Genomic DNA, 26362 nt, shown 5'->3' with positions numbered 1-26362 from the left:
GCGACAAGCTCGCCGGAAGTCACGGATGCAACCTCGCACTGCAACACCAGAACCACGCGCTGCCCCGACGGCCGCGTGCCATGCATGCGCCGCGCGAATAGCAGCGCGGAACGCACTACACTGCGCGTTGCCGCTCGCATGGAGTTCGCGATGTCGAGGTCACGCCTCATCCCCTTGCTATTGCTGTTCGCCCTGATCGGCGTACTGGTTTATTTGAACAACCATCCGGCCCGTGCGCCGGCGATGGTGTCGCAGGGCAATGTCAGCCTGCCCAAGGACAACTGCCCCGCCGTCAACGCGAACCTGCCGGCGTTCATGCCGCCGCAGGCCTGCGACACCCTGGTGCGCATCCTGCACCACGGCCCCTTCCCGTATAGCCAGGACGGCGCCGTATTCGGCAATTACGAAGGCTTGCTGCCGCAGCAGCCGCACGGCTTCTATCACGAATACACGGTCGATACGCCGGATGCGGGCAATCGCGGCACGCGCCGCATCATTACCGGCGGCACGCCGCCGGCGGTGTTCTATTACACCGGCGATCACTACCACAGCTTCCAGGCGTTCCAGGTGTATCGATGAGCGCGGAAGGTGCACTCGATCTTACCCAGGCGCACGACGGCGGCGTGTACTTCGTCGACGCGGCCGATTTCGACGCGCTCGCCGCCGCGGCGGAAGAAGGCAATCTGTATGTCTGCCGCGCCGACCTGGCCGGCTGCCACGATAAAAGCGACCTGCTGCGGCGCATGGCCATGGCGCTGAAGCTGCCTGCCGGCTTCGGCCACAACTGGGATGCGCTGGTGGACAGCCTGCGCGACCTGGGCTGGCTGCACGGCATCGGCCATGCCTTGCTGCTCGACCATGCCAGCGACCTGCGCCAGGCCGCCGCCAAAGATTTCGACACCCTGCTCGGCATCCTGCACGAGTCGGCCAGCTTCGCGATCGACCAGAACCGTCCGTTCTTCGCTTTCCTGAGCCTGCCCGAACATCCCATTTCCCTGCCCACACACCGTTAGATATGGAACAGATCGATTTCGAACTTGAAGGCGACTACGTCGAACTCAACCAGTTGCTGAAACTGGTGGGCCTGTGTGACAGCGGCGGCCAGGGCAAGCAGATTGTGGCCAGCGGCGCGGTCTATGTGGACGGCCAGCAGGAGCTGCGCAAAACCTGCAAGATCCACGCAGGCCAGACCGTGCAGTTGGACGACGTGGCGATTCGCGTACTCGGCTGATGCGGCGGCCGTAACTTCCGCTTGCACCCCGGCGAATAGCAGGCATCAGCATGCTTACGGAGGCTCCATGAAACCGTCCCGCCTGGTCTATGCATTTGCCCTCGCCAGCCTCACCGCCTGCACCGCGGTGGCAGGCAACGCCAATCTCCCCGATCCGGGTGTCGACGCCCCCAAGGCGGCCGCGCACGGCAGCGAAACCGCGGTGCTGGCCGGCGGCTGTTTCTGGGGCATGCAGGAAGTATTCGAGCATGTGCGCGGCGTGCGCCAAGTGTGGGCCGGCTACAGCGGCGGCGATGCCGACACGGCGCACTACGACGATGTCAGCGAGGGCAATACCGGCCACGCCGAGTCGGTGAAGATCGTGTTCGATCCGGCGGTGATCAGCTACGGCCAGCTGCTGAAGATCTACTTCGCGGTGGCGCACGATCCCACCCAGCTCAACCGGCAAGGTCCGGACGCCGGTACGCAATATCGCTCCGAAATTTTCTACGCCGATGCGCAGCAGCAGAAAGTCGCCCAGGCATATATCGCCCAGCTCGATACGGCCAAGGTGTTCGATGCCTCGATTGTCACGCTGGTGCAGCCGCTGCGGGGCTTCTATCCGGCCGAGTCCTACCACCAGGACTACGCGCGCAATCATCCGGACGATGCGTATATCGTGATCAACGATGCGCCGAAGGTGGCGCGGCTGAAGCGGCTGTACCCGGCGGTGTATCAGCCGGAGCAGCAGGTGGTTGAGGTGAATCTGTAAGTGTTGTGCTGCGGACGGCGTGTTGCTGCCTCGTCGCGTTGTCGCCTTACCGCACTGTCGCCTTATCGCCCCGCCCCCACTGCCGTCATTCCCGCGAAAGCGGGAATCCATTTTGACTTTATGCTCCAGGGCAACATGGATTCCCGCTTTCGCGGGAATGACGGCCGTTAAGCACACATCCCGGCGCAATGACTACTTCGGCGGCACCAGCCGCAACCGCGACGTCTCATGCCGCGGATTCGGCGACAGCATCCGCTCGATTTCCGAAGCCGGCAAACCGCGCGCGTAGTAATACCCCTGCCCTTCCACGCAGCCGGCATGCATCAGGAATTCATGCTGCGCGGCCGTTTCGATGCCTTCGGCGATCGTGCAGATGCCCAGGCTGCGGGCAATCGCCAGCATCGCTTCCACGATGGCGACGTCGTTGGCACTGTCCGGCAGATCCATCACGAAGGAACGATCGATCTTCAGATAGTCGATGCCCGACATCTTCAGATAGGCCAGCGACGAATACCCGGTGCCGAAGTCGTCGATGGCGATGCCGGTGCCCAGCGCATGCAACGCATGCATGGTCTGTTCGGTGGCATCGCCCAGGCGCAGGATCGCGCTTTCGGTAATTTCGAACATCAGCCGCTTGGGCGAGATCTGGCTGGACAGCAAGGCCTGCTTCACGCTCTCGATAAAGCCGGGGTGGCCGAAGGTGGCGGCGGAGGCATTCAGCGCCACCCGGATCGGGGGCAGCTTGGCCTGGTCCCACTGGCGGATCTGCGCACACGCCGCGCGCATGGTCCAGGCATCGATACGGCGGATCAGGCCGAGGCTTTCGGCCAGCGGAATGAATTCATCCGGCATCAGCTCGCCGCGCTCCGGATGACGCCAGCGCAACAGCGCCTCCACCGCCACGATGCGGCCGGTGCGCAGTTCCACGCAGGGCTGGAACACCAGGTGGAATTCATCGCGCATCAGCGCCTGGCGCAAGTCCGCGCCCAGCATCAGGCGCATGCGCGCATCGGCGTGCATCAGCGGCGTATAGAAACGGAAGGTGTTGCGTTCCTGCGTCTTCGCGGCATACATCGCCGCGTCGGCATTGGCGATCAACACCACCGGATCGCTGCCGTCCAGCGGATAGCCGGCAATACCGATACTGGCGCTCATCACGATCTCGTAGTCGCCGATCAGCATCGGCTCGGACAGGCTCTGCAACAGGCGGCTGGCAAACTGCGCCGCCTGCTCGCGCGTGCGCAGGCCGCCCAGCAGCACGGTGAATTCGTCGCCGCCGATGCGGCTGGCCACATCGTTCTCGCCCAGTTCGCGGCGGATGCGCTGGGCCACTTTCACCAGCAGGCGGTCGCCAATGGCATGGCTGTAGCTGTCGTTGACCGCCTTGAACGCATCCAGGTCGACGAACAACACCGCAGCCGCGCCGTTCATGCGCGCCGCCGCCTCGATCGCATGTGCGCAATGGCGCTGGAATTCGCTGCGGTTGGCCAGGCCGGTGAGCGGATCGTGCGCCACCATGTATTCCAGCCGCTGGCGGTCGGCCTTGCTGCGCGTAATGTCGGTAACCACCGCCACGTAGTGCTGCACGCGGCCGTCGCTGTTGCGGATCGCGCTGACGCTGAGCAGCTCCGGATAAGAGGAACCGTCCGAGCGCCAGCTCTGCACCTCGCCCACCCAGTTGCCGCCTTCGGCCACCATGTCCCAGATCGAGGCCGGCAGCGGCGAGCCGTCCGGCATGCGGCGCAATTCGTCGAAGCGGTGGTGCTGCAGGTATTGCAGGGTGTAGCCGGTGATGCGCGTATGGGCGGCGTTGACCGTGGTCACGCGCCGCTCGGCATCGGCAATGATGATGCCCTCGGCTACGCTGGCCATGGCCTCGGAGGCGATGCGGCGCTCCTGCTCCATCGCCACCCGGTCGGAGATGTCGCGCATGATCGCCTGGCGCACCGGCAAGTTGCCCCAGGTGCTGAGGCTGCTGTGCGTTTCCACCGTGCGCACCACGCCGTTTTCCGCACGCAGCAGGCCGATGGTCGACGAACCGGCCGCACGGATGCTGCCTTCCACGAACAGGCCCAGGAAGTTCTTGCCGACCAGTTCCTGCGGATCGAGCCCGGTCCACACGCTGGCGGTACGGTTCACGCCCAGGATCCGGCCATGCGTTTCGTCCACCATCACGATCGCGTCGGCGGCGCTGTCGAACAGCAGCCGGTATTTTTCTTCGGTGCCGCGGATGCTGACCATGATGCGCTTGGCCATGCGGAACCACAGCAGGCTCGCCAGCAGCGCACTGACCAGCACCGCCACGAACAGCACGCCGCCCAGCCAGGCGGCGCCCAGCGCGATATCCAGCGAAAACTCGTCGCTGCGCGGCTGGATATAGTCATTGAGATGATCGATGCGGATCGCCTGCTCCGCCAGCAGGTCTTCCGACGGCTTGCCGTTCTGGTAGGCCTGCTGCAGTTCGCCGGCAATGGTGTTGAGCTCTTCGATCGAGCCGTCCACCGAGCGCCAGTCGGCAATCGCCTGCGCCATGTACGGCGCCTGGGAGAAATGATCGAGGATGAAGACCATTCCCGGGATCGCCGCGGGAATCACCCCGCCACGCCGGAATGCCTCGCCCACCGCGTGGTGGTCGTAGTGGCCGGTGGCGATCTGGTCGCGCGCCCAGCGGTCGGTGCGGACCACCTCGTAGTTGCGCTTGAAGCTGGCCAGCCGGGCCGGATCGCCGCTATGGGCGTAGGCGTACAGATCGATGACGGTCTGTTTCTGGGCCTTCGACCACAGGCTTTCGCCGTTCAAGAAGCCGGCCAAGGTTACCTGGACCTGGAGCGCCCCCCAGGTCAGGCATAAAACCAGGCCAACGACCGCCGCCAGGCCGTATGCCAGGGGCATAAGGCGCCGCAACAGCGGTCGTTGCTGGACATTCCGGGCGATACGCATCTTGCCTCTTTGAAACCGCAATCAGCCCCCACTCTGCATGAAGATGCTGCTGATGTGTATCGCCCTACCGCATCCTTTTCTTAAGCAGCCGCCTCGCTGGCCACGGCGCGCCCGTCGAAAGCGGGTTCGTCCAGCGCAGGGGTAGCGAGCTGCCAAGGGTCACGACGCACATCCAGGCACCGATCCAGGGTGATCCTCATGCTTACGTAACTCCGTTTGACGCATTCTTGCAGGTAGGCCACCTCGTCCGCACGGGGCGAAGTACCTACCAGACTGCAGACGATCTCCAGAGCCTCCCACGGGTGAGTATCGTCATAGGCCGCGTGAAGCTGGAGCCAACGCAAGCTGTGCGCCCTTACCTCCTTGGGGAAGCTTTCGGCATAGGCCACGCTTTCGTAGACCTTTTGCGACCATTCTCCGGTAGCCCCTTCCACGGCGTAGTTGGTGGCGAGCATGCCGGCCGCCAGCGGACCGCTGCGGCTGATCTCCTCGCACCAGCTGGCCAGGGCATCGGCGCCGTAGGGGGTGGCCCCATTCAGCACTTCGTCCTCGGCCACGCCGGCCCCTTCGGCCCAGTTGAGCCAGTATTCGGCGTGATTCTGCTCCACCCGGATATTGCGTACCAGCCAGCGGCGGGCCATGTTCTCGCCCTTGCTGCGGCCGTAACGGGTCTTGAGCAGGTTCAGCGCCATGTAGCCGGGGAAACGCTCGATCACCGGCCATACGCCGACCATGAAATCGCGCGTGCCCGCCGCATCCAGGCGCGCTTCGCGCATCAGCGTCCACACCTCATGATCAATCACGCTTTGCTTGGTGGCCGCGCAGGCTTCTACCAGGTCCTGGGCCCAGGTCGGATAGCTGGTGAGTTCGGTGAGCGGGCCGGTGCGTTCGAAATGTGCGTGCATGTGTCTTCTCCACTTAGGGGTAAATCAGGTCATCCCGGCTGCGGATGCAGCCGGCACCGGAGCTCGTTCGGATGGCCCCGGCCCCTCCATAGTGGGCGCCCGGGAGAAGGGTTGCGACTTTCACTTTTTCCTGGTGGCGGGGGTGCTCCCTGTGCGGGTTTAAGCGCCTGATCGACAGGCGGAATTCAGCTATGTGGAAGCTGCGCAAAGGTGCCGGCCGGGGCTGCGGGAATCGCTCCCATTTGCCCTCCCACCGTCATCCCGGCGCAGGCCGGGATGACGGTGGGGGGAAACGTTGGCGTTATTCGAAAAGCATTGCGCGCGTTCGGCCATGCAGCCATCGCCCCGACCCTCCCCGGTTACGGAGAGGGCCGGTTTTCCAAAGCAATCAATGCCAGCTTGAACGCGTATCCGTGCCCGGCGTGAACGACACCCCGCGCAGCACCTCGCCGAACTTCGCCGTGCGCAGCGTGACGAAGTGCTCATCGGCCGCCCTGGCCGCACTGGTGTTGGACAGCTCGTCACGGATCGCCACCAGCTTGTCCGGATCGGCGCCGGTATCGCCGCCGCCGCTGATGGTGGACGTCACCGCCCACAGGGTCACCTTGCCATCCTCGTCGACACGCCCGGTGAGCTGGCGCAAACCATCGGTTGCCGGCGACCAGGGCAGCTGGGTGGCGGGATTGCTGCCGGCCGGATAGTTGCGCACCGTATACGGCTGGCCGAGATTCAGTCCGGTCTGCAGCGTATAGGCCAGGCTCCAACTCTTGCTGGCCGCGTTGAACACCCACTTCTGCAGGCCGGCGGTGGTCTGCGCCGCGGCGTGCGTGTACAGGTCGGTGCCGCCCGTATAGCCATCGCCTTCATCGGCCACATACAGCGTGTTGGCGTCGGCGAACCAGATGCCGAACGGATAGGACACGGTGGTCGCCGTCTTGGCCGGCACCGCCGGCAAGCCGGCAAGGATGCACATATTGGTCGGCAAGCCATCCTGTTGCAGCGTGGCGGCGTTGAACGACAGCGGCGCCGACGGCAAGCGCGCACCGGCAACCGGAACGCCCACGCCTTTCGGACAGGCCGTGCCGGTGGTGTCCACGAAGTACACCGTGTTGACGCCGTTGCTGCCGCTGCCCTTGGTGTAATACACGACGTTGTTGTAGACCGTCATGCCGCGGAAGTTGTCGTCCTTGCCGATCTTGTCGGCCTTGTCGCCCAGCGCAGTTACCGAGAAGCTGGCCTGCGGCGTGGTGGCGCCGGGGTTCTGCAGGGCTTCGGGCAGTTCGGAAGGCACGATCCACTGCGCGCCGGTGCCCTGGATCACGCCGACCGGCTGCGGATTGCTGCCATTGCCGGCGTTGCCCGCGGTGTAGAACACATTCGCGCCATCTACGTTGTTGTAGATCGCCGAGCGGCCGTTATTGCCGCTATAGGTATTGGTTTCGGTGAAGCGGAAATGCCCGGCGCCATCCACCAATGCCACGCCGCGATAGAACGACTGCCCATCCGGATTGGTCGGATCGATCGCCAGCGGCGTATTGGAATTGGAAACGTCGATCTTGTTGACCGGCGCCACGTAGCCCATGAACGACAGATAGCGTCCATCCAGCGACAGATGCAGGCCCAGCTCCGACTTGGAGCTGAAGCTCGTCACCAGCTCGCCTTCGCGCGCACTCGGGCGCTCGCTATTGGGCACTTCCAGCGTGTTGATCAGCCAGCCGTCCGGCGTGATCTGATCCAGATAAATGCGCGCGGTGATGCCGAAGGATGCATCGTAAAGCACGTCGTTCCATACATACGGATAGGTGCCGTCATACGGCGCACCGCTGGCGCCGCCGCAGGCACCGCTCGCGCTCGGGCAATTGGGCGGCAGCACCTGGCCCACCTGCACATTGCTGGCGTTGTTGTCGTACACGCTGCGACTGACCACCAGGTTGCCTGGCCAGAAATGGAAGTTGCGATCGTGCGAGAAATCGTCGGCGTAAGCGGCAACACCGGCAGCAAGCGTGGTGAGGGCAAGCGCAACCGCTACATGCCGACGGCGAAAACGGCGAGACAGATTCTTTTTCATTGTGATCTCCGGGTGAGTGTGTGAACGGAGCTACAGGGCACAACCCGGCCACGGTAATCACGATGAATGAAGCTTTTCTTACAGGTTTTCACGCGCGTATCCGCGCGTGAAAATAATCACTATCCCAGCTAAAAAACCGCTCCAGCTAAGCCTTTGCTAAGCCTTGCATGCTATGCGCCCGCCGCTTACGCCAGACGCGTAAACCCGTCTTCGCTCCATGCTTCGCTGCCCACGCCGTGACGCACGAAGAACAAGCCGTCCGGATCGTATTTGCGTTTCACCGCCGCCAGCCGCGGATAATTCGCACCCCAGAAGGCGGCTTGCCAATCGCGCTGGAAATAATCGCTCTCCGATACATAGGCACCGGCGCCCGGCGCAAGCTGCAGCAGCGTGTCCATCGCCGCGCCGACATGCTCGGCATTGCTGCGCGCCTGCACCATGTCGGGTGCCGACATGCCGGGAAAGGCCGGGGCGCCCGCGTCCGCGATAATGACCAGCGCAAATGCATCGAGCACTTGCGGATTCATCGCGGTATCGCGCGCCGCGGCAATCGCCTCGGCCGGCGCACCGGCCAGGCCCTTGTTGAAATGAAATTCCATCGAGTGATGGCGGCTGCTGGCGAAAATCGCTTCCGTCAGCTCGGCCTGACGCTGCGGCTGCAGCAGCGATGCCGGCAGCCATGCGGATTGGAACGCGTGGATAAACCAGGCGACCTGATCGTGATCGCCCGCCCACAACATATGCTTGCGCGGCGCGTTCGGGCGATCGTCCTCCACGATCGCGCTCGGCATATGCTGCCGGAAAAAATCCGCGTCCCAGAAATGCTGTGCAGGCAGCGCCAGTATCTGCACCGGCCGCGAGAATGTGTACTCCTGGCGCGCACGCACCCAATCCAGGAACGGCGCCCACACCGCACTCGCTTGTTCCTGGGTCAAACCCTGGAACACCATCGACAACTGCAGGCCATTGTCCGGCCTGAACTTCATCTGCTCGCCCCAGTGCGGATTGCACAGTGCACGTTGGTAAAAATCGATCGCCTTGGCGATCAGTGCGCGATACGCCTGGTCGGATGAGGCTTTGATTTCACCGAACACCGCACCAAAGAACGTCGGCAATTCGCGCGTGCGCAAGGTGATCCGCGTGACCACGCCCAGGCTGCCGCCGCCACCGCCCTTCAAGCCCCAGAACAGATCGGCATGGGTATAGGCATTGGCGATGCGCACTACGCCGTCGGCCGTCACCACTTCCGCTTCCAGCAGGGCGGCCGAGGCGGTGCCGAAGTTCTTGGAAAAACTGCCGAAGCCGCCGCTCTGGATCAGGCCGGCGACACCGACCGTGGCGCAGCCGCCGCCTTGCACATAACGTCCGCCATGCGTGGTCACCGCGTCGTAGGCATCGATCCACATCGCGCCCGACTGCAGCGACACCGCCGGCTGCGGCGCCTGGATGCCGGCGCCACCCTGCGCCACGAAGGCATCGTGCAAGGTCACCCGGTTCATATGCCGCGTCCACACCAGCAGCGAATCGGGCGCATCCGACGTGCCCTGGTAGCTGTGGCCGCCGCCTTTCACTACCAGCCGCAGATGATGCTGGCGGGCGAACGCCACCGCCGCCGCCACATCGGCCGCGCTTTCGGCCGCGACCGCATAGGCGCTGGGCCGCGAGGTCCAGGCCTTGGCCCAGCCGCTGGTCTGGGTCAGCGCCGGCTGGTCGCCGATGAAGAACGGGTTCTGCAGATGCTTCATCGCCTCGGCGTAGGCCGCACTGGAGCGATCGGCAAACGGCGACTCCAGCTTCAGCAGCCGGCCGCCCACCGCCACCTTCAGCCCATCCCACTGCGCCGGCGAGGGCCAGCCCGGATCGCCCGGCCGCACCCTGGTACGAACGCCGCCGGCCAGCTTGGCACCGCTGCCCGCCAGGGCAGACACCACGTTCCCGGCCATGCCGCCGGTCAGCAAGGGCATCGCCAGTGCCGCCTTTAACAACTCGCGCCTGTTCATCGTTTCCCTCTCCACTCGCGTCGGCTTGATGGACGCAACTGTCTGTCGTGCGAAAGGGTTAGACCAGTTCGAGGGGACGGCTGGATGCGAATTGGGGATGAATGGCGGTGGTGCGGGATGAATCTACGGGGCTAGTTCCGACCCGATCTGCAGTGTTGCTGTTCGGCTATAGCTCATCCAGGGAAATCCTGACCTTGCGCTCATCAACGCGCGCATAGACCTGTTCGGCTAGACCGAGGTCATCCAGGCGTTCCAATAAGCGCCTGTAGACCGCCACCGGAACGAGGCAAGCAACCGGCTCGTTGTACTGATCAAGCACAGCCACCGATTTGCCGCCTGCAGCCTCAATCACGGCAACAGGGGCGCGCTCGAGTTCGATAATGCTGAGTGCGCTGCCTGTCCGGGGAACGCGAGACATAGTGCTCAGCCCCCCGTTGCGCTCGCTCGCCGCGCCTCGTAAGCCTTCAGATGCGCATAGGCCACCCGCAACACCCGCAGTTCCAAGCCGGCAGCCTCACCCCGTTGCAGCATGTCGCCCACGATATGGTCGGCTTCGATCTGGGCGCCCTGCTCCAGGTCGCGCATCATCGAGGCGCTGACGCTGGAGCCGGCTTCTGTCAGCGTGGTACGCGCGCGTTGCAGGGAGGCCTCGCTGGGCGGGTGGCCGCAGGCTGCGGCGACCTGGTGGCAGTCTTCCAGCAGACCCAGGGCGGCCTGGGTTCCGCCGGGTGCCGCCACGATGGCGCCGACCGGCGCGCGCATCAGGCAGGTGATGCCGGCCAGCGAGGCCAGGAACACCCATTTGTCCCACATGTCCTGCAGGATGCTGGTGCTCAGGCGCGGATCGAAGCGCGCCGCGGCCATGGCCTGCTCGATGCGCTCGACCCGCGGCGAACGCGAGCCGTCGCGCTCGCCATAGGTAAGCCCGTGCGGCTTGTTCAGATGGCGGATCACGCCCTCACCATCCAGGGTGGCGCCGATAAAGCATGAGCCGCCCAGTACGCGGGCAGCACCGAAACGCTGGTCGAGCAGGTCCAGATGGCGCATGCCATTGAGGATCGGCAGGATCGCCGTGTCCGGCCCCACGGCCGGCGCCAGGTCCTCGATCACCTGCGGCAGGTGATAGGCCTTGCAGCTGACGATGATCAAGTCGAAATGCCGATCCAGTGCATCGGCCTGCACCGTGGGCGGCGACGGCAGCGTCACATCGCCCATCGGGCTGCGGATGCGCAGGCCATCGCGCGCCAGGGTCTGTGCGCGCTGCGGGCGGACCAGGAAGGTCACGTCCTGCCCGCTTTCCAGCAGGCGGCCGCCGAAATAACCGCCGGTTGCCCCTGCGCCCACCATCAGAATCTTCATGACCGCGCTTGCCTTTGGCTGGATTGCAGCGCTGGATTATCGCCGCCGCGGCACCGTGAGAGGCAAGCCATGAACTTTTTCCTCACCCGCCCTTCACGGCAAACACGCGCGCATCCAACGCACGCCTGTGTAAGGTGCGTTGCCATCGGGGACGGGGACCATGCCTGGGCACGCACAGCGTGCCCAGGCATGTCTTTGATGGGGGTTCGACAGCGCTGCAAGCGCATTGCGGAATACTCCGAACGGCCGCGATAAAGCCGCATGACGCACACGCGCGACAGCGCGCCACATGACGTTTTCGTACTTTGATGTCATCATGTCTGGAGCCTGCTCCAGGCTTGTACGACTGCAAGGGCCCTCGCGTGTCGAAACGCGCCGCACAACACCGCTTCGTGGCATGGATGGCGCTGGTCGCCATGGCCCTGGTCGTGTTGATGCCGGTGCTCTCGCGCAGCATGGCCAGCGACGCCCCGATGATGGGCGCGATGGACATGAGCATGGGCAGCATGGACATGGGCCATGCCGGCCATGGCCACCCGGGCATGCCCGAACATCCGGACGACCCCACCGCGCATTGCGGCTATTGCGTCTTGCTGACACATACGCCGACGGTCGGCAGCAGTGTCGCCATATGGGTCGCACCGCTCGCGCTGCCCACGCTTGCCCCCTCCACCACGCTGCCGCGCAACAGCTTCAGCACGCTACTGCTGAGTGCGCGTCCGCGCGGACCGCCAGCCACGCGCAACGGCTGATCCGGAGCCCTTCGCGGCGCCGTTATCCCTGTCAACGTCTGCGGCCTTGCGCTGCCCTTATGCCTGCTCGTGCATGGCAAGGGTCGCTGTCGAAGCGTTGATCCCCGTTGTTTCTGTCCTCTTTGCGGAGCGACAGGGCGGTCGACTGGAATCGTTTTTCAATGCGCACAACTCTTCGCACCAACGCGCTTGTCGCGTTGCCTTTGGCCGTGCTGGCATCGTCCATCGCGCTGGCCCAGGGCGGTCAGAATCCACCGGCCTCGTCCGGTGACACCGCCCCTGACAAGACCAGGAAAACCACCACGCTGACCGCCGTCAGCGTCACCGCGCCCATGAACCAGCCGCCGGCCAGTACGCCGGCCTTTGCCGCCACCCAGGTCAGCATCACTGCCGCGCAGATCAACGACAGCGTGAACGCGGTGGATGTGGAAGATGCGGTGAAGTACCTGCCCAGCCTGTTTGTGCGCAAGCGCAACGAAGGCGATACGCAGCCAGTGCTGGCCACGCGCGACTGGGGTGTGAATTCCAGCGCGCGCAGCCTGGTGTATGTCGACGACATTCCGATCTCCGCGCTGATCGCCAACAACAACACCATCGGCGCACCGCGCTGGGGCATGCTGGCGCCGGACGAGATCGACCGTGTCGACATGCTGTACGGCCCCTACTCCGCAGCCTATCCCGGCAATGCGATGGGCGGCGTACTGCGCATCACCACACGCACGCCGGACAAGCCCGAGGTAACCATCGAGCAGACCGAAGCGCTGCAGACCTTCAGCCTGTATGGCACGCACGGCAACTACGCCACCAGCAAGACCAGCGTCACCGCCAGCGGGCGCAGCGGAAAATTCTCCTGGTTCGTCGGCGCCAACAGCGCCAACAGCTTCAGCCAGCCGCTGAGTTTTATCACCAGCGGATCGATGCCCGCCGGCACCAGCGGCACCGTGCCGGCGCTCAACAAAGTAGGCCAGACCGCCAACGTGCTCGGCGCCGGTGGCCTGCTGCATACACGCATGCTCAATCTGGACGGCAAGTTCGCCTACGACCTCACCCCGTGGCTGCAGGCCGGCTACTGGGTCGGCTATTGGAGCAATGACGGGCAATCGCGCACGCAGACCTATCTGAGCACGGCCGCCGGTGCTCCCTCCTACGGCAAGGCTGCGGGCTTCGCCAGCAATACCTACGGCATCGTCGAGCATCACCTGATGCAGGCGGCATCGCTGAAGACCAATACCTGCGGCGCCTTCGACGGCTCGCTGATCGTTACGCACTATCAGTTCATCAAGGATGATCAGTGGTCGCCGTATGGCGTCGGCAGCGGCATGAGCTTTACGCCGAACGGACTGCTGGCCAGCTATGCCGGCACCAACTGGTCCACCGCCGACCTGCAAGGCACCTGGCGGCCGCAAGGCTATGGCGGCGCGCATGAAATCACCGGCGGTGTGCATGCCGACACCTACACGCTGGCCAATCCCACCTACAGCAGCAAGCTTTGGCAGGATCCGGACAGCCTCACCGGCCTGTACTCCGCCGGCAGCGGCAAGACCCGCACCGACGCGCTGTGGCTGCAGGATGCATGGCAGCTCACACCGGATTTGCTGGCGACTTTCGGCGCTCGCTACGAGCGCTGGAAAGCCAGCGACGGTTTCAACTTCAGCGGCAAGACCGCGGTATATCAGCCAAATGAACAAGCCTCCGGCTTTTCGCCCAAGGCCACCTTGCGCTGGGACATCGCACCTACTTGGCGACTTACCGGTTCGCTCGCCAAGTCGCTGCGCTTCCCGACCGTCGGCGAGCTGTATCAGCTGGTTTCCACCGGAGCCACGTTTACCTCGCCCAATCCGAACCTGCAGCCGGAGCGCGACCGCAGCGGCGAACTCGCGCTGGACCATGCGATCGACGATGGCTCGCTGCGGTTGTCGCTATTCCAGGAAAACACGCGCAATGCGCTGATCTCGCAAACCTCGACCCTGCCCAACTACGCCGTGCCGGTCACCTACACCATGAATGTGGGCGAGGTACGCAATCGCGGGATCGAACTGGCGGCGCAGCAGAACAATGTGCTGATCCAGGGGCTGGAGCTTTCCGGCAGCGTCACCTTCGTCGATTCCACCATCCTGGCCGACCCCAGCTTTGCCAGCAGCACCGGCACCACCGCCAATGGCAAGCATGTGCCCTACGTGCCGCGCTGGCGTGCCACTGCTGTAGCCACGTATCGCCCCAGCGCCGCCTGGGCGTTCACCCTGGCCGGGCGCTATAGCGGCAAGCAGTACTCCACGCTGGACAACACCGATAACACCTCGAACGTGTTCGGTGCCTTCGACCGCTTCCTGGTGTTCGACGCGCATGTGAACTACCAGATCAATCAGCAGCTGTCCGCGTCGTTCGGCATCGACAATCTCAGCAACGAAAAATATTTCCTGTATCACCCCTTCCCGCAGCGCACTTATGTCGCCAGTCTTAAATTCCGTCTCTGAGCGCCCGCTGCGGCGCGATGCGTACCGCCTGATCTGGCGCTGGCATTTCTATGCCGGGCTGTTCTGCCTGCCCTTCGTGTTGTGGCTGGCCACTACCGGCCTGATCTATTTGTTCAAGCCGCAGTTGGAGCCGCTGCTGGAACGGCGCTATGCACAGGTCACCCATGCAGCGGCGCAGCCGGCTTCGGCACAAGTGGCGGCGGCCTTGCGTGCGGTGCCGGGCTCTGTGCTCAACGCGTACGTACTACCGGCCTCGCCGCAAGCGGCCGCACGCGTGCTGGTCGGGCACGGCGCCGAACTGGTGCGCGTGTTCGTCAATCCCGCCAACCTGCAAGTGCTGGGCGTGGTGCGCGAGAACGATCGCTTCATGAAAGTGATCTTCTACCTGCACGGCGAACTGCTGCTTGGCAGCGGCGGCTCGATGCTGGTGGAACTGGCGGCGTCGTGGACCATCCTGATGCTGATCACCGGCCTGTATCTATGGTGGCCGCGCAACGGCCGCATTGCCGGCACGCTGTATCCGCGCCTGCGCCAAGGACGACGCATTTTCTGGCGCGACCTGCATGCGGTGGCCGGCCTGTGGATCTCCTCGTTTGCGCTGCTGTTGCTGCTGTCGGGCCTGCCGTGGAGCAAATCCTGGGGCGGCATGTTGCACACGGTGCGGCAAAGCTGGGCGGCCGGCGCCAACGCGCAGGACTGGACCACCGGCAGCGCTTCGGAACGCGCGCAGATCAAGGCCGAAAACACCCAGGCGGCCAACGAGCATGCCGCCATGGGCATGAGCATGCCGGGCATGGATATGGGCGATATGTCGGCCAGCACGCCGAGCGACTACAGCACCATCGACCGGCTGATACCGGCAGTTACCCGACAACAGCTTGCACCGCCCGTACTGATCGCACCGCCGTCGCAACACGCCACGCATTGGACGGCACGCTCCGACGCCGATGACCGCCCGCGCCGCAGCAGCCTGGTGCTGGCCGACGACGGCAGCATCCTGCAACGCAGCAGCTTCGCGCAAAAACCGCTGCTCGATCGCATCATCGGCTACGGCATCGCCATCCACGAAGGCGCGCTGTTTCCGCCGCTCAATCAAATCCTCGGGGTGTTCACGGCGCTCGGCCTGATGACCCTGTGCACCAGCGCGGTGGTGATGTGGTGGCGCCGCCGTCCCAGCGGCACGCTCGGTGCCCCGCCCGTACTGGTCGGGGCGTGCTATCCGGGCGCGCTGGTGGCCTTGCTGATCGTGCTCGGCGTGTTCCTGCCGTTGCTGGGCGGTTCGATGTTGCTGGTGTGGTTGATCGAACGCATTTTCCTGCGCCGAATCGCACGAACTCGCCGCTTTCTCGGCCTGGCCGAGTCGGTGTGATTCGCTGTTTTGTTGCTCAGTGCGTTCGATAAAACCAACAAATCGGCCTCACCCTCCATCGTCATTCCGGCGAAGGCCGGAATGACGGTGAGGGAAATTGCCGCATCACTGCAAAACAGCGTCCTTCGCCAAGCAAAAAAGAGACGGAACGAAGGCCTGACCAAGTCGATTGCAGGTTAAAAAATGGCCTCCGCAGCTAACTGACATGACAGCGAAATCGGCGTATCGTCGGCCACGCCACGCACAGTGACCTGCCCTCATTCCCCTCCGGGCAGCGATGCAAGGACGCCCAGCAAGGAGCCGCCGCCATGTTCCTGTCCCGCATGCTAGCCATCGCCTGCTGCAGTCTCGCCACCGCGTCGGTGGCCCAGGCTGCCGACCCTGCCGCCTTCTCGGTGCTGCTCAACGACACTGCCGGCAAACCGATGATGTTCCAGAGCGCCACGGCGCTGAAGAAGGGCGATGTCATCAAGATCAGTTCCTTCAATGCGCAGCCGGTGATGATTCTGCAGATCGCCATGTGCAACAGCGATTGCCCGGCCATGCATCTGGTCAAGACGATTTCGCTGACGCCGTATTGGCGCAACGTGGCCAGTACCAACCAGAACTTTGTAGTACCCGAGGACGGCCATGTGTCGTTCTGGGTGCAGCGCCTCGGCGGTGTGGCCGATATTCCGGTGATGACTCGCAACCACACCACGTATCTGCAAATCGTCGACCCGCTGCTGAGTTTTGCCACGCCGGAGCTGTATCCGAATACGCCGCCGATGGCCGTCAGCTCCGTGCAAGTGGACGACAGCACCCTGCTCGCCCGCTTCTATCACCGCACCTTCGTCACTGTCAGCCTGGCCGACGCCAACTGACCCTGCGCTACCGGTGGCCGGCGTGCGCGCCGGCTGCTGGTATGCCGGACCTCCCCTGCTCTAGACTGGCCGCGCGCATCGGGGGATGCGCCGGACAAGGGGAAATACGGAAATGAACGAACTCGTTTATCGCAACGAGGTGACTTTGCGCGCCATCGCGCTGGCCTTCTCCATCATCATCTGGGCAGCCCTGCTGCTGTGCACCTACGGCACGTTGCTGATCTACATCCTGGTGATCGCGCTGTTCGCGCTGGTGGCGCATTCGGCCTTGATCGCGCACCTGCGCGGCAACGCCATTCGCATCACGCCCAAGCAGATGCCGGACCTGTGCCAGCGGATCTATCGCTGCACCCGCAAACTGGGCATGGAGCAGGTGCCGGAAGCCTACTTGGTCAACGGCAATGGTGTGCTCAATGCCTTTGCCACCCGCTTCCTCGGCCGCAACTTCGTGGTGCTGCTGTCGGATGTGGTGGACAGCATGGAAGATCGTCCCGGCGCGCTGGATTTCTACATCGGGCACGAGCTTGGCCATCTGCGCCGGCACCACCTGACCTGGTCGAAGATCCTGGCCCCGGCGCTGTTTCTGCCGCTGCTCGGCGCCGCCTATTCGCGTTCGCGCGAATACACCTGCGACCGGCACGGACTGGCCGTCTGCGAACATCCGGAAGATGCGCAATACGGCCTGGTCGCACTGGCCGCCGGCAAGCGCCGCTGGCGCACGGTGGATCTGGAGGAATACAGCAAAAGCGCGGCGGTAAAGCCCGGTTTCTGGATGTCGCTGCACGAACTGGTCGGCGACTATCCGTGGCTGAGCAAGCGCCATGCATGGCTGCGCGCGCTGGCGGACAAGCGCTCGCCGCAGCTGGGCTCGCGCAATCCCTTCGCCTATCTGATCAGCTTGCTGCTACCGCGCGTACCGGGCCTTGGCATCGCCGGCGGCGTGGTGGTGATTGCCTATATCGCGATTCTCGCAGCCATCGCCATTCCGGCCTACCAGAACTATCTGGACCGGGCCGCCATCAACGCCGCCATGAATGACAGCGCGCCCTACCGGCAGGCCGTTGCGCAATATGGCATCAGCCAGCAGCAATGGCCCACAACACTGGGGCAACTCGATCTCAGCTCGTTCCCCGGCGATCAGCAGGTAGCCGGCATCGAGCTGGAACAAAACGGCATGCTGACCATCACGTTTGCCAAGGCCAACCTGCGCAGCCATGTGCTGCAGTTGAAGCCCTATATCAGCAACAACACCGTCAAGTGGGCGTGCGTCAGCGATCTGCCAGCCACGGATTTGCCGGCGGAGTGCCGGGTACAGCCATAAGACCCGTTCGACGTCATGCCGGCGAAGGCCGGCATGACGTTGGCAGTGCATTGCACGCAGGCACTCACGCCTGCATCCGCTGCTCCACATCCACGCGCGCCGCTTCCATCAGCACGCGGTTGTCGTGCTTCCACGGATGAAAGCCCGGCAAAAACCAGCGTAGCCATTGCCCGCCGATGCGCGTGATCGGCGCCGGCGACACGAACAGAAAGCCGAGCAGGCGCAGCCAGCCGCGCCAATCCTTTTGAGTGCCGTCCGTTTTCGACAGCCGCCACATGAATTGCCAGGTGCGATAGGTAAACAGCATCGTCACCCACAACATCGCGCGGCAGCGGCGACGCCAGCGTATGAAGGGCGTGCCGCCCACACGCTGATACACATCGAAGGCCACCGCCTTGTGCTCGGTTTCCTCCAGTGCATGCCAGCGCCAGATCGCCGCCATGCGCGGATCGGCCTTGCGCATGCCGGCCGGATGGCGCAGCAGGTGATCGGCCAGCATCGCCGTGAAGTGTTCCAGGCAGATGGTCAAGGCCAGTTGTCCCGCTGCAGACAGCGTGCGTGCGCGCTGATCCTGCACATCCTTCACGATCTGCATCAGCCCCTGCGCATCCACACCCTGACGCTGCAGGCGTTCGTTGTAGAGCAGATGCTCGCGGCTATGCATTGCCTCCTGCCCGATAAAACCGCCCACCGCCGCATCCAGTTGCATATCGCCGGCGATGTCGGGACGAAACGCGCGCACGCTGTCGATAAAGAAGCGCTCGCCATCCGGAAACATCAGCGACAAGGCATCGAAATAGCGCGTCTGGTGCGCATCGCCGTTGAGCCAGTAGCGCGGTATATCCGCCTGCATATCGAAATGCAGATCACGCCGGACGATGCGAGGGTCATAGGTCATGGCAACACCAGGCAGGTTGGACTGACGACGGCGGCGGGAGCTTGGCGCTAAGCTTGCACTCCGGATCGCTTGGGGACTGATCATGGCATCGATGACGCGAACTTGCTGTATAGCAGGCGCCGTGCTGCTGGCACTGGCCGCGGCAGATCCGGCACCGGCGCAGCAGCCGCAGACATTGCAGGTATCCAGCCACAGCTTTGCAGACGGCCAACGCATGCCACAACGGCTGAGCTGCGACGGGCCCGACGTATCGCCGGCCCTGCAATGGACCACCATCGCCGGCGCCAAAAGCTACGCCATCGTGGTCGACGATCCCGACGCGCCGCAGCCGTTCACGCACTGGCTTGCCTACAACATCCCGGCCGATATCCACGCCCTGCCGGAAGCCGCCGCCGGTGCGGGCAAGCGGCTCGCGCGTGCGGCCGAAGGCAGCAACGGCTTCGGGCATGCCGGCTACGGCGGCCCGTGCCCGCCGCCGGGCGCGCCGCATCACTACGTGTTCCGCGTCTACGCGCTGGACATCGATCCCGCCCTGCCGTCCGGACAGGACGAACAGCGCCTGGACGCCGCCATGCAAGGACATGTGCTGGCGCAAGGGCAGCTCACCGGGCTGTACGGACGCAGCAACTAGGGATACTGCGCAATTTCTGTCAGGCGAACGGCGCGGCGGATGCGTAAGGTGATGTCGATCACGGAGACATACCCTTGAACGCCCGGTCCAGCGACGCCTATCGCGCACGTTTTCAGCACGTACTCGCCTATATCGACGCCCACCTCGACGAGGACCTGAGCCTGGACCGGCTCAGCACGCTCACCGCATTCTCGAAACATCATTTCCAGCGCCAGTTCTCCGAACTGTTCGGCCTCGGCGTCTATCGCTACATCCAGCTCAGCCGCTTGAAACGCGCCTCGCAACAACTCGCTTTCCGCCCCACGCAATCGGTCACCGAGATTGCGCTGGACAGCGGCTACGACAACGCCGAATCGTTCGCCCGCGCCTTCAAGAAAAACCTGGGCCAGACACCCAGCGACTTCCGCCGGCAGCCGCAATGGCCGGCCTGGCACGCCATTTACCAACCGCTCGCCGCGCTGAGGACCCAGCACATGCCGAACCTGCCGCAAGCCCACCACGTGCGGGTGATCGAGGTCGAAGCGATTCCCATCGCCGTGCTGGAACACCGCGGCGATCCCGAACGGCTCGGCGATTCGATCCGCGCATTCATCGCCTGGCGCAAGCAGCATCAGCTGCCGCCTCAGCGCAACGCCACCTTCAATATCCTCTACGACGACCCGCAGGAAACCGATCCGGCCGACTATCGCTTCGACCTGTGCGTAGCCACCGACCTCGCGCTTGCCGGCGACAGCAGCGGCATCGTGCGCAAGACCCTCCCGGCCGGCCGCTGCGCCGTGCTGCGTCATACCGGTTCGGACGACACCCTGCGGCAATCCGTGCACTATCTGTATGCCGAATGGCTGCCGCAAAGCGGCGAAGAACCGCGCGACTTCCCGCTCTACCTGCAACGCCTGCGCTTCTTCCCGGATGTGCCCGAGCATGAGGCAGAGGTGGATATTTTCCTGCCGCTGAAATAAGTCGCCGGCCGATCAGCCGGACGCCATGGTTTTGCCACTTCGGCATGCCAGCGTGTTGCGTTTCACACCATTGCCAGGGACGACACCGATGAACTATTTGATGAACTCGCTGCTTGCGCTCGCCCTGATTGGTCTGGCACCAACAACAGCCGCAGCCGCGCCCGCAACCCTACAGGCAAAACTGGAAGCCTTGGCGCAACGCGCACAGCCCGGCAGCTTCGGCATGACCGTGCTCGACCTGCAGAGCGGCGCCAGCTGGCATATCAACGCCGGCCAGGCCTATCCGATGATGAGCGTGTTCAAGGTGCCGGTCGCGGCTGCGGTGCTCGACCGCATCGCGCATGGCCAGAACAGCTTCGAGCAAACGGTGCGCGTAACGCGCGCAGATTTGGGGAGCGGCGTGATCCGCCAGCAGTTCCGCGGCGAGCACATGGACTTCACCGTGCGCCAGCTATTGGCCTTTGCCGTAAGCAAAAGCGATAACACCGCGGTCGATAGCCTGATCCGGTTTATCGGCGGTCCCGGCGTGGTGGAAAGCTATTTGCGCGCGCACGGCATCGACGGCCTGCATGTCGATCGCAACGAAGCGGGCAATACGCGCCTGTTCGAAGCGCTGGCTCCCGGCGAGCAGGCGCCTGCCAACGAAACCGATGCCCAGCAGGATCAGCGCTATCAGCGCGGCTACCAACGCTTTCTCGCCGACCCGGGCAACCGCAGCACGCCGGATGCCGCCGCCCTGCTGTTGCGCAAACTCTGGCAGCGCGAGCTGCTGTCGCCGGCCTCCACCACCTATCTGCTCGACCTGATGTACGCGCAGACGGTACCCAATCGCATGCGCGCCGGTCTGCCACCGGCCGTGCGGCTGGCCGACAAGTGCGGCACGTCGCCCACCATCGATGGCCGCACGGCCGCGTACAACGATATCGGCATCTTCAGCTGGCCTGACGGGCATACGGTGATCGTGGCCGCGTTTCTCAGCGCGTCGAATGCCAGCGAAGAACAGCGCTAGCAACTTTATGTTGATCTGGCGAAAACCGTCACCACCGCCCTGCATCCGGCCAAGCCGTAATGCAGTAGTGCTTGCTCAACCGGCAAGCACCGCGGCGATCAGGCGTTCGGCCGGCGCGAGATTGGCCAGCAACGCATCCGGCAAGGCATGCCGCCGGAGCACGTAGGCCGCGGTATTCATGATCACCTCCACCCGGCCCGGCTCCGTTTCGGTCACCAGCAGCTTCAAGGGCAGATCGATACCCGCCGCAGCATTGGCCAGCATCACCGGCGTACCGGCCTTGGGATTGCCGAACAGGATCAGCGCAGTCGGCGGCATCGCCAGGCCGACGACCTGCGCCTCGGCCTGCTGGTCGATCGTCGTGAACACCTTGATGCCGTGCTCGGCCAGCGCGGCCAGCAGGCGTTGCAGCGTATCCGCGTACGACCACCGACTAGGCAGCGTAACCAGCCCGGCCGACTCCTGCGTGCTCTGCTCACTGACCATGGTGCGCCACCTATGCATGGATACGAACGCGCATGATGCATCGAAATGGATGACCGTGCGCAGCGCGCTAGCACGCAGGCAGCACCCGATACTTAGCTCCAGCCCGAAGCAAGCCGGCGCCACCCGAACCTAAGCTGGGTCCAGCTCCCCACGGACCCTTCCACATGCTGGCATCGCTGGCCATGACCCTCGCGCTTGCGGCACCTGCCGCGTATCCGCCGATCGACACCATCGCGTTGCCCCTGCCGCAGGCCCCGGCCGAACACCTCGCCCTGCATTGCGTGCATCCCGCGCAGCCGCCACGCGCCGCCGTGCTGTTCGTGCACGGCGCCAGCTTCCCCACCCTGCTGGCGGCGGGTTTCCAGTTCAGCCCCGGCGATTCCTGGCTGCACGATGCGGCACGCCACGGCTATCTGGCCTGCGGGCTGGATTTTCTCGGCTTCGGCGGCTCCAGCCGGCCACCGGCCATGCTCGGCCCGGCCAAGCAGGCGGCACCGGTTGCCGAGGCACGCGAAGCCGCCGTCGAAATCGCCCTCGCTGCCGCCTATCTGCGCAACACGCAAGGTATGCAGCATATCCACGTGGTGGCGCATTCCTGGGGCACCGTGCCGGCCGCGCTGTTTGCCGCACAACATCCTGCCGCATTGACCTCGCTCACCTTGTTCGGTCCGATCGTGCCGGTCAAAACCGCGGCCGGCGATGACTCGGCGCATAGCGCCTGGTGGAGCATCACCGCACAACAGCGGCTGGAGCAATTGCGCTTCAAGGACGAACTGCCGCGCAACACCTATCTGCTCGAACCTGCCGTCGACCGGAACTGGGCCGCCGCCTTCGCCGCATCGGTGCCGCATGTCCCCGGCGACAAGGATGACGCGCTGCGCATTCCTTCCGGTCCACTGGCGGATATCGACACCGTTGCCGCCGGCAGCTACCCCTATCGCGCCAGCGACGTGCAGGTGCCCGTGTTCGTGGTCTACGGCAACTACGACACCGTGGTGGACGACCAGGGCGCCACGCACTTCCTCGCCGGATTCACGCACAGCCCGCTGCGCTGGCGACTGCGCATCGACAACGGCACGCATGTGCTGCATCTGGAACGCAACCGCGGCTCGCTCTACGCCAGCGTCGATGCCTTTATCCACGCGGTGGAAGCGCAATCGCCATGAAACCTGCCCACACGTGTCTGCGCGCCATCGCCTGCATGGCACTCGCCTGTACCTCGGTTATCGCCATGCCTGCCTCCCCAGCTACCAACACATCCACCAGCAACACACGCTCGCTGTTCGCCGTGGTGTTCGAAGTGAAACCGGACCCCGCACGCGGCGCGGATTATCTGCGCATCGCCCAGGGCCTGCGGCCAATCCTCACCCAGATGCCCGGCTTTCTCGAAAACGAACGCTTCCGCAGCCGCACGCGTGCCGGCTATCTGCTGTCCCTATCGCTGTGGGACGACGAAAAAGCCCTGGTGCGCTGGCGCAGCGTGGAAAAACACCATCAAGCGCAAAGCGACGGCCGGCAAGGCGTGCTCGACGACTACCACATCCGTGTCGGCGAAGTGACACGCGTAGCCGGCCCGTATGCGGATCGCCCGGTAGGCTGGATGCGCCAGGACCCAACCCAGATCGGACAAGCTGCCGCGCTCACCATCATCGATGGCGTCGTGCCGCCTGGCTCTGCCCTATGGAAATTCGCCAGCGCTGCAGCAGCGGACCACGATGGCGCAATCGGCTCGGATATCTTCGATCACCTCAGCACACCCGGACGCATCGCCCTGCTCGCCGGCTGGCGCAGCCAGCAAGAAGCCAACACCTTCGCCGAACAGGCCATGCGACACAACGATGTACACGCGCAGATCTACGCCATCCGCGTCATCCGCGACTACGGCCTGCACGACCGCCGCGAAGCGCCGCAGTTCTACCCGCCGCGCTAACGAGGCCCGCCGTTCCCCCTGTGCGCGTTCAGTGCTACAAAGCCTGACGCCAAACTCCACGGGGAAACGACATGACCAGGCATCGACTCCGGCGCATTGCGGCCGCATGGCTTGTGGGCGCGCTGTCGCTGGGTGGCAGCATGCAGCTATCCGCGCAAAGCGTGCCCAAGCCGGCCGATCATCCCTGGCTGCTCAAAGCCGACCGCGTATTCGACGCACGCAGCGAACAAGCCCATGCCGGCTGGGTGGTGCTGGTGCAAGGCGACAAGATCGCCGCCGTGGGGCCGCCCTCGCAAGTCAGCGCACCACCCGGCACACAGACCATCGAACTGCCCGGCACCACCTTGCTGCCTGGGCTGATCGACGCGCACTCGCACGTATTCCTGCACCCGTACAACGAAACGCTGTGGGACGATCAGGTGCTGAAAGAATCGCTGCCCTACCGCACCATCGAAGCCGTGCAGCACGCCCACGACACCTTGATGGCCGGCTTCACCGTACTGCGCGACCTCGGCACCGAAGGCGCAGGCTATGCCGATGTCGACATTCAGCACGCCATCAATAACGGCCTGATTCCCGGCCCACACATGTTCGTCGCCACCCGCGCCACCATCGCCGCGCACTGCTACGGTCCCGGCCCGATGGGCTTCCGCACCGACCTGGATCTGCCGCAAGGCGGCATCCCCGTAAGCGGCACCGCGCAGATGATCGACGCCGTGCGCGACCAGGCCGGCCACGGCGCCGACTGGATCAAGCTGTATGCCGACTATCACTGCGGCAAGAGCAAAGGCGCCGTACCCACCTTCACTCAAGAAGAATTGAATGCCGCCGTCGCCACCGCCCACGGCATGGGCCTGCCCGTGGCCGTGCACTCCACCACACCCGAAGGCATGCGCCGCTCCGTGCTGGCTGGCGTCGATACCATCGAACATGCCTACGGCGGCACGCGCGAAGTATTCGAGCTGATGAAACAGCACAACGTGGCCTACATGCCCACGCTGGAAGCGGAAGCGGCCTACGCCGAATACTTCCACGGCTGGAAACCCGGCCTGCCCTACACCGAGGACATGCAACAAGCGGCCAACGCCTTCAAGCTCGCCCTGCAAAGCGGCGTCACCATCGGCTCCGGCAGCGACGTAGGCGTATTCACCCACGGCACCAATTACAAAGAGCTGGAATGGATGGTGCGCGACGGCATGTCACCCACCCGCGCGTTACTTGCCGCAACCGCGGTCGATGCAAAAATCCTGCGCCAGCAAGATCAGTTCGGGCAGCTCAAAGCAGGCCTCGATGCCGACATCATCGCCGTGCAAGGCGATCCCACTGCAGATATCAGCGCCATCGAGCAGGTACCGTTCGTGATGAAGGGCGGCGCGATCTACAAGCAGCCGCATTGAACGTACTCGCCTACGACATCCGCATCGCTTAGACCAACGGCCGCCTTTATCCAGGGCGGCCGTTTTCTTTAGGTCAAATACAAGAAATGCGTTCTGCCAGTTTTCACTGACAGACATCGGGATGGGTAGATGGGAAAGTCGGGTTGTCGGGCGCGCCACCATTGTTTGGAGCAAGCAGCGCGCCCGACACGATGTGAAGAGACGCGGATTGCATGGGCACCACCCCACACAATCCGCTGGCCACAACCAACCACATAGGAAATTAGTTATGGTTACATTCGATCATACGGCACGTGCATGTCTCCGTGCCTCCGCAGTGCCCGTCCCCACTGCTTCACCGTTGTCCAACTCAGACAATGTCGAGCCCCTAAGGGCGTTGTGTCGAACCGGAAGCGCAGCTTTCCGGCATTGACCGCAGGATTTTTCCTGTAAGCCCTGCACGCCGTGCGCAAGGTGCGGCGTGTTTACCAACATGGAGCAAAGATAATGAACGATGCACGACATGCAGCGGCAGCCGGGGTTTGCCTGGCACTACCGGAACAGGCCCATAGCAAGCTGGCGCAATTGCGCGATCACTTGGGTCTATTGGCGCAAATGACTTACGCAGTGACGAAAGAAGAGGAAGACAAACCGCTGGAAATTCGGCGTTCCGTGTTGGGCACGTGTTTCGAAATGGCCGCCGTGCAACTCGAAGATGCCCTGCACGCCGTAGAACACGCCACCCGCACGAACCACCGCTCTTCCTCCTCTCCCCTGCGGGGAGAGGATCGAGGTGAGGGGCCAACCTCGCCATAAACCAACATCGAAGCCACGCTTCGAACCACCATCACCGCAAGAGTGTCCCCCTCACCCCAACCCTCTCCCCGCAGGGGAGAGGGAGCAGAGCGCGCCGCGAACATACCCGCTGTACGAGCCACCGCTCTTCCTCCTCTCCCCTCCGGGGAGAGGACCGAGGTGAGGGGCCACCCTCGCCATAAACCAACATCGAAGCCACGCTTCGAACCACCATCACCGCAAGA

The 26362-nt window shown here is 64.1% G+C and carries 24 protein-coding genes; 16 read left to right on the top strand and 8 right to left on the bottom strand.

Annotated elements, in window-relative coordinates:
- The first annotated feature begins 150 nt into the window (after positions 1 to 150).
- The 4 genes from IGX34_RS20140 (at position 151) to msrA (ending at position 1982) form a co-directional block, all read left to right on the top strand.
- On the top strand, positions 151 to 579 hold the full coding sequence (locus IGX34_RS20140) for a ribonuclease domain-containing protein (RefSeq protein ID WP_192557546.1): 429 nt from the start codon (positions 151 to 153) through the stop codon (positions 577 to 579).
- Positions 576 to 1013 carry a barstar family protein gene (locus tag IGX34_RS20135; protein ID WP_192557545.1) on the top strand — a complete coding sequence of 146 codons (438 nt, stop codon included), beginning with the start codon at positions 576 to 578 and terminating at the stop codon, positions 1011 to 1013. The genes IGX34_RS20140 and IGX34_RS20135 overlap by 4 nt, the downstream gene beginning before the upstream one ends.
- Positions 1014 to 1015: 2 nt before the next feature.
- On the top strand, positions 1016 to 1231 hold the full coding sequence (locus tag IGX34_RS20130; RefSeq protein ID WP_192557544.1) for an RNA-binding S4 domain-containing protein: 216 nt from the start codon (positions 1016 to 1018) through the stop codon (positions 1229 to 1231).
- A 67-nt stretch (positions 1232 to 1298) separates the two neighbouring features.
- On the top strand, positions 1299 to 1982 hold the full coding sequence (gene msrA, locus IGX34_RS20125; protein ID WP_192557543.1) for a peptide-methionine (S)-S-oxide reductase MsrA: 684 nt from the start codon (positions 1299 to 1301) through the stop codon (positions 1980 to 1982).
- A 192-nt stretch (positions 1983 to 2174) separates the two neighbouring features.
- Here the strand turns inward: msrA and IGX34_RS20120 are convergent, their stop codons facing one another.
- From IGX34_RS20120 to panE, 6 genes are all read right to left on the bottom strand, one after another.
- On the bottom strand, positions 2175 to 4874 hold the full coding sequence (locus IGX34_RS20120; RefSeq protein WP_192557542.1) for a putative bifunctional diguanylate cyclase/phosphodiesterase: 2700 nt from the start codon (positions 4872 to 4874) through the stop codon (positions 2175 to 2177).
- 128 nt (positions 4875 to 5002) lie between these two features.
- The gene (locus IGX34_RS20115) at positions 5003 to 5827 is read right to left on the bottom strand and encodes an iron-containing redox enzyme family protein (RefSeq protein ID WP_192557541.1); all 825 of its coding nucleotides are present in this window, start codon (positions 5825 to 5827) and stop codon (positions 5003 to 5005) included.
- 388 nt (positions 5828 to 6215) lie between these two features.
- Positions 6216 to 7895 (bottom strand): hypothetical protein, encoded by a 1680-nt coding sequence (locus IGX34_RS20110; protein WP_192557540.1) that lies wholly within the window; start codon positions 7893 to 7895, stop codon positions 6216 to 6218.
- 185 nt (positions 7896 to 8080) lie between these two features.
- Entirely contained in the window at positions 8081 to 9895 is a 1815-nt protein-coding gene (locus IGX34_RS20105) for an FAD-binding oxidoreductase (RefSeq protein WP_192557539.1), read from the bottom strand.
- A 166-nt stretch (positions 9896 to 10061) separates the two neighbouring features.
- Positions 10062 to 10313, bottom strand: a complete 252-nt coding sequence (locus IGX34_RS20100; RefSeq protein ID WP_192557538.1) for a prevent-host-death protein — start codon at positions 10311 to 10313, stop codon at positions 10062 to 10064.
- Between the two features lie 5 nt (positions 10314 to 10318).
- Entirely contained in the window at positions 10319 to 11254 is a 936-nt protein-coding gene (gene panE, locus IGX34_RS20095; protein WP_192557537.1) for a 2-dehydropantoate 2-reductase, read from the bottom strand.
- Positions 11255 to 11616: 362 nt separating this feature from the next.
- Here panE and IGX34_RS20090 point away from each other — a divergent pair, with 362 nt between their 5' ends.
- The 5 genes from IGX34_RS20090 to IGX34_RS20070 all read left to right on the top strand — a co-directional run bounded on the left by IGX34_RS20090 (position 11617) and on the right by IGX34_RS20070 (position 18033).
- Positions 11617 to 12006: a DUF2946 family protein gene (locus IGX34_RS20090; RefSeq protein ID WP_192557536.1), complete on the top strand. Its 390-nt coding sequence runs from the start codon at positions 11617 to 11619 to the stop codon at positions 12004 to 12006.
- Positions 12007 to 12167: 161 nt separating this feature from the next.
- Positions 12168 to 14480 (top strand): TonB-dependent receptor, encoded by a 2313-nt coding sequence (locus IGX34_RS20085; protein WP_192557535.1) that lies wholly within the window; start codon positions 12168 to 12170, stop codon positions 14478 to 14480.
- Entirely contained in the window at positions 14452 to 15849 is a 1398-nt protein-coding gene (locus tag IGX34_RS20080) for a PepSY-associated TM helix domain-containing protein (RefSeq protein WP_192557534.1), read from the top strand. The genes IGX34_RS20085 and IGX34_RS20080 overlap by 29 nt, the downstream gene beginning before the upstream one ends.
- A 308-nt stretch (positions 15850 to 16157) precedes the next feature.
- Positions 16158 to 16712 carry a hypothetical protein gene (locus IGX34_RS20075; protein ID WP_192557533.1) on the top strand — a complete coding sequence of 185 codons (555 nt, stop codon included), beginning with the start codon at positions 16158 to 16160 and terminating at the stop codon, positions 16710 to 16712.
- A 112-nt stretch (positions 16713 to 16824) separates the two neighbouring features.
- The gene (locus tag IGX34_RS20070) at positions 16825 to 18033 is read left to right on the top strand and encodes a M48 family metallopeptidase (RefSeq protein WP_192557532.1); all 1209 of its coding nucleotides are present in this window, start codon (positions 16825 to 16827) and stop codon (positions 18031 to 18033) included.
- A 64-nt stretch (positions 18034 to 18097) separates the two neighbouring features.
- Here IGX34_RS20070 and IGX34_RS20065 read toward each other — a convergent pair whose 3' ends face one another.
- Entirely contained in the window at positions 18098 to 18931 is an 834-nt protein-coding gene (locus IGX34_RS20065; RefSeq protein WP_192557531.1) for a metal-dependent hydrolase, read from the bottom strand.
- A gap of 121 nt (positions 18932 to 19052) precedes the next feature.
- On the opposite strand from IGX34_RS20065, the gene IGX34_RS20060 reads away from it, so the two are divergent.
- The 3 genes from IGX34_RS20060 (at position 19053) to IGX34_RS20050 (ending at position 21530) form a co-directional block, all read left to right on the top strand.
- Positions 19053 to 19562, top strand: coding sequence for a YbhB/YbcL family Raf kinase inhibitor-like protein (locus tag IGX34_RS20060; protein ID WP_338015520.1), 510 nt, complete (start codon positions 19053 to 19055; stop codon positions 19560 to 19562).
- Positions 19563 to 19636: 74 nt separating this feature from the next.
- The gene (locus tag IGX34_RS20055) at positions 19637 to 20521 is read left to right on the top strand and encodes an AraC family transcriptional regulator (protein ID WP_192557530.1); all 885 of its coding nucleotides are present in this window, start codon (positions 19637 to 19639) and stop codon (positions 20519 to 20521) included.
- 88 nt (positions 20522 to 20609) lie between these two features.
- Positions 20610 to 21530, top strand: a complete 921-nt coding sequence (locus IGX34_RS20050) for a serine hydrolase (RefSeq protein WP_192557529.1) — start codon at positions 20610 to 20612, stop codon at positions 21528 to 21530.
- Positions 21531 to 21605: 75 nt separating this feature from the next.
- Here the strand turns inward: IGX34_RS20050 and IGX34_RS20045 are convergent, their stop codons facing one another.
- Positions 21606 to 22016: a DUF302 domain-containing protein gene (locus tag IGX34_RS20045; RefSeq protein ID WP_192557528.1), complete on the bottom strand. Its 411-nt coding sequence runs from the start codon at positions 22014 to 22016 to the stop codon at positions 21606 to 21608.
- A gap of 164 nt (positions 22017 to 22180) precedes the next feature.
- On the opposite strand from IGX34_RS20045, the gene IGX34_RS20040 reads away from it, so the two are divergent.
- The 4 genes from IGX34_RS20040 (at position 22181) to IGX34_RS20025 (ending at position 26138) form a co-directional block, all read left to right on the top strand.
- Positions 22181 to 23182 (top strand): alpha/beta hydrolase, encoded by a 1002-nt coding sequence (locus IGX34_RS20040; protein WP_192557527.1) that lies wholly within the window; start codon positions 22181 to 22183, stop codon positions 23180 to 23182.
- Positions 23183 to 23247: 65 nt separating this feature from the next.
- Positions 23248 to 23946, top strand: coding sequence for an antibiotic biosynthesis monooxygenase family protein (locus IGX34_RS20035; RefSeq protein WP_192557526.1), 699 nt, complete (start codon positions 23248 to 23250; stop codon positions 23944 to 23946).
- 71 nt (positions 23947 to 24017) lie between these two features.
- Positions 24018 to 25343 carry a metal-dependent hydrolase family protein gene (locus IGX34_RS20030; RefSeq protein WP_225737648.1) on the top strand — a complete coding sequence of 442 codons (1326 nt, stop codon included), beginning with the start codon at positions 24018 to 24020 and terminating at the stop codon, positions 25341 to 25343.
- A gap of 486 nt (positions 25344 to 25829) precedes the next feature.
- The gene (locus IGX34_RS20025; RefSeq protein ID WP_192557525.1) at positions 25830 to 26138 is read left to right on the top strand and encodes an XAC0095 family protein; all 309 of its coding nucleotides are present in this window, start codon (positions 25830 to 25832) and stop codon (positions 26136 to 26138) included.
- The last annotated feature ends 224 nt before the right edge of the window (positions 26139 to 26362 follow it).

Source organism: Dyella acidiphila, assembly GCF_014863405.1.
GTDB classification, from domain to species: Bacteria; Pseudomonadota; Gammaproteobacteria; order Xanthomonadales; family Rhodanobacteraceae; genus Dyella_B; species Dyella_B acidiphila.
Note: the sequence above shows the minus strand (reverse complement) of the source record. Positions and strands in the feature narration are given on the sequence as shown.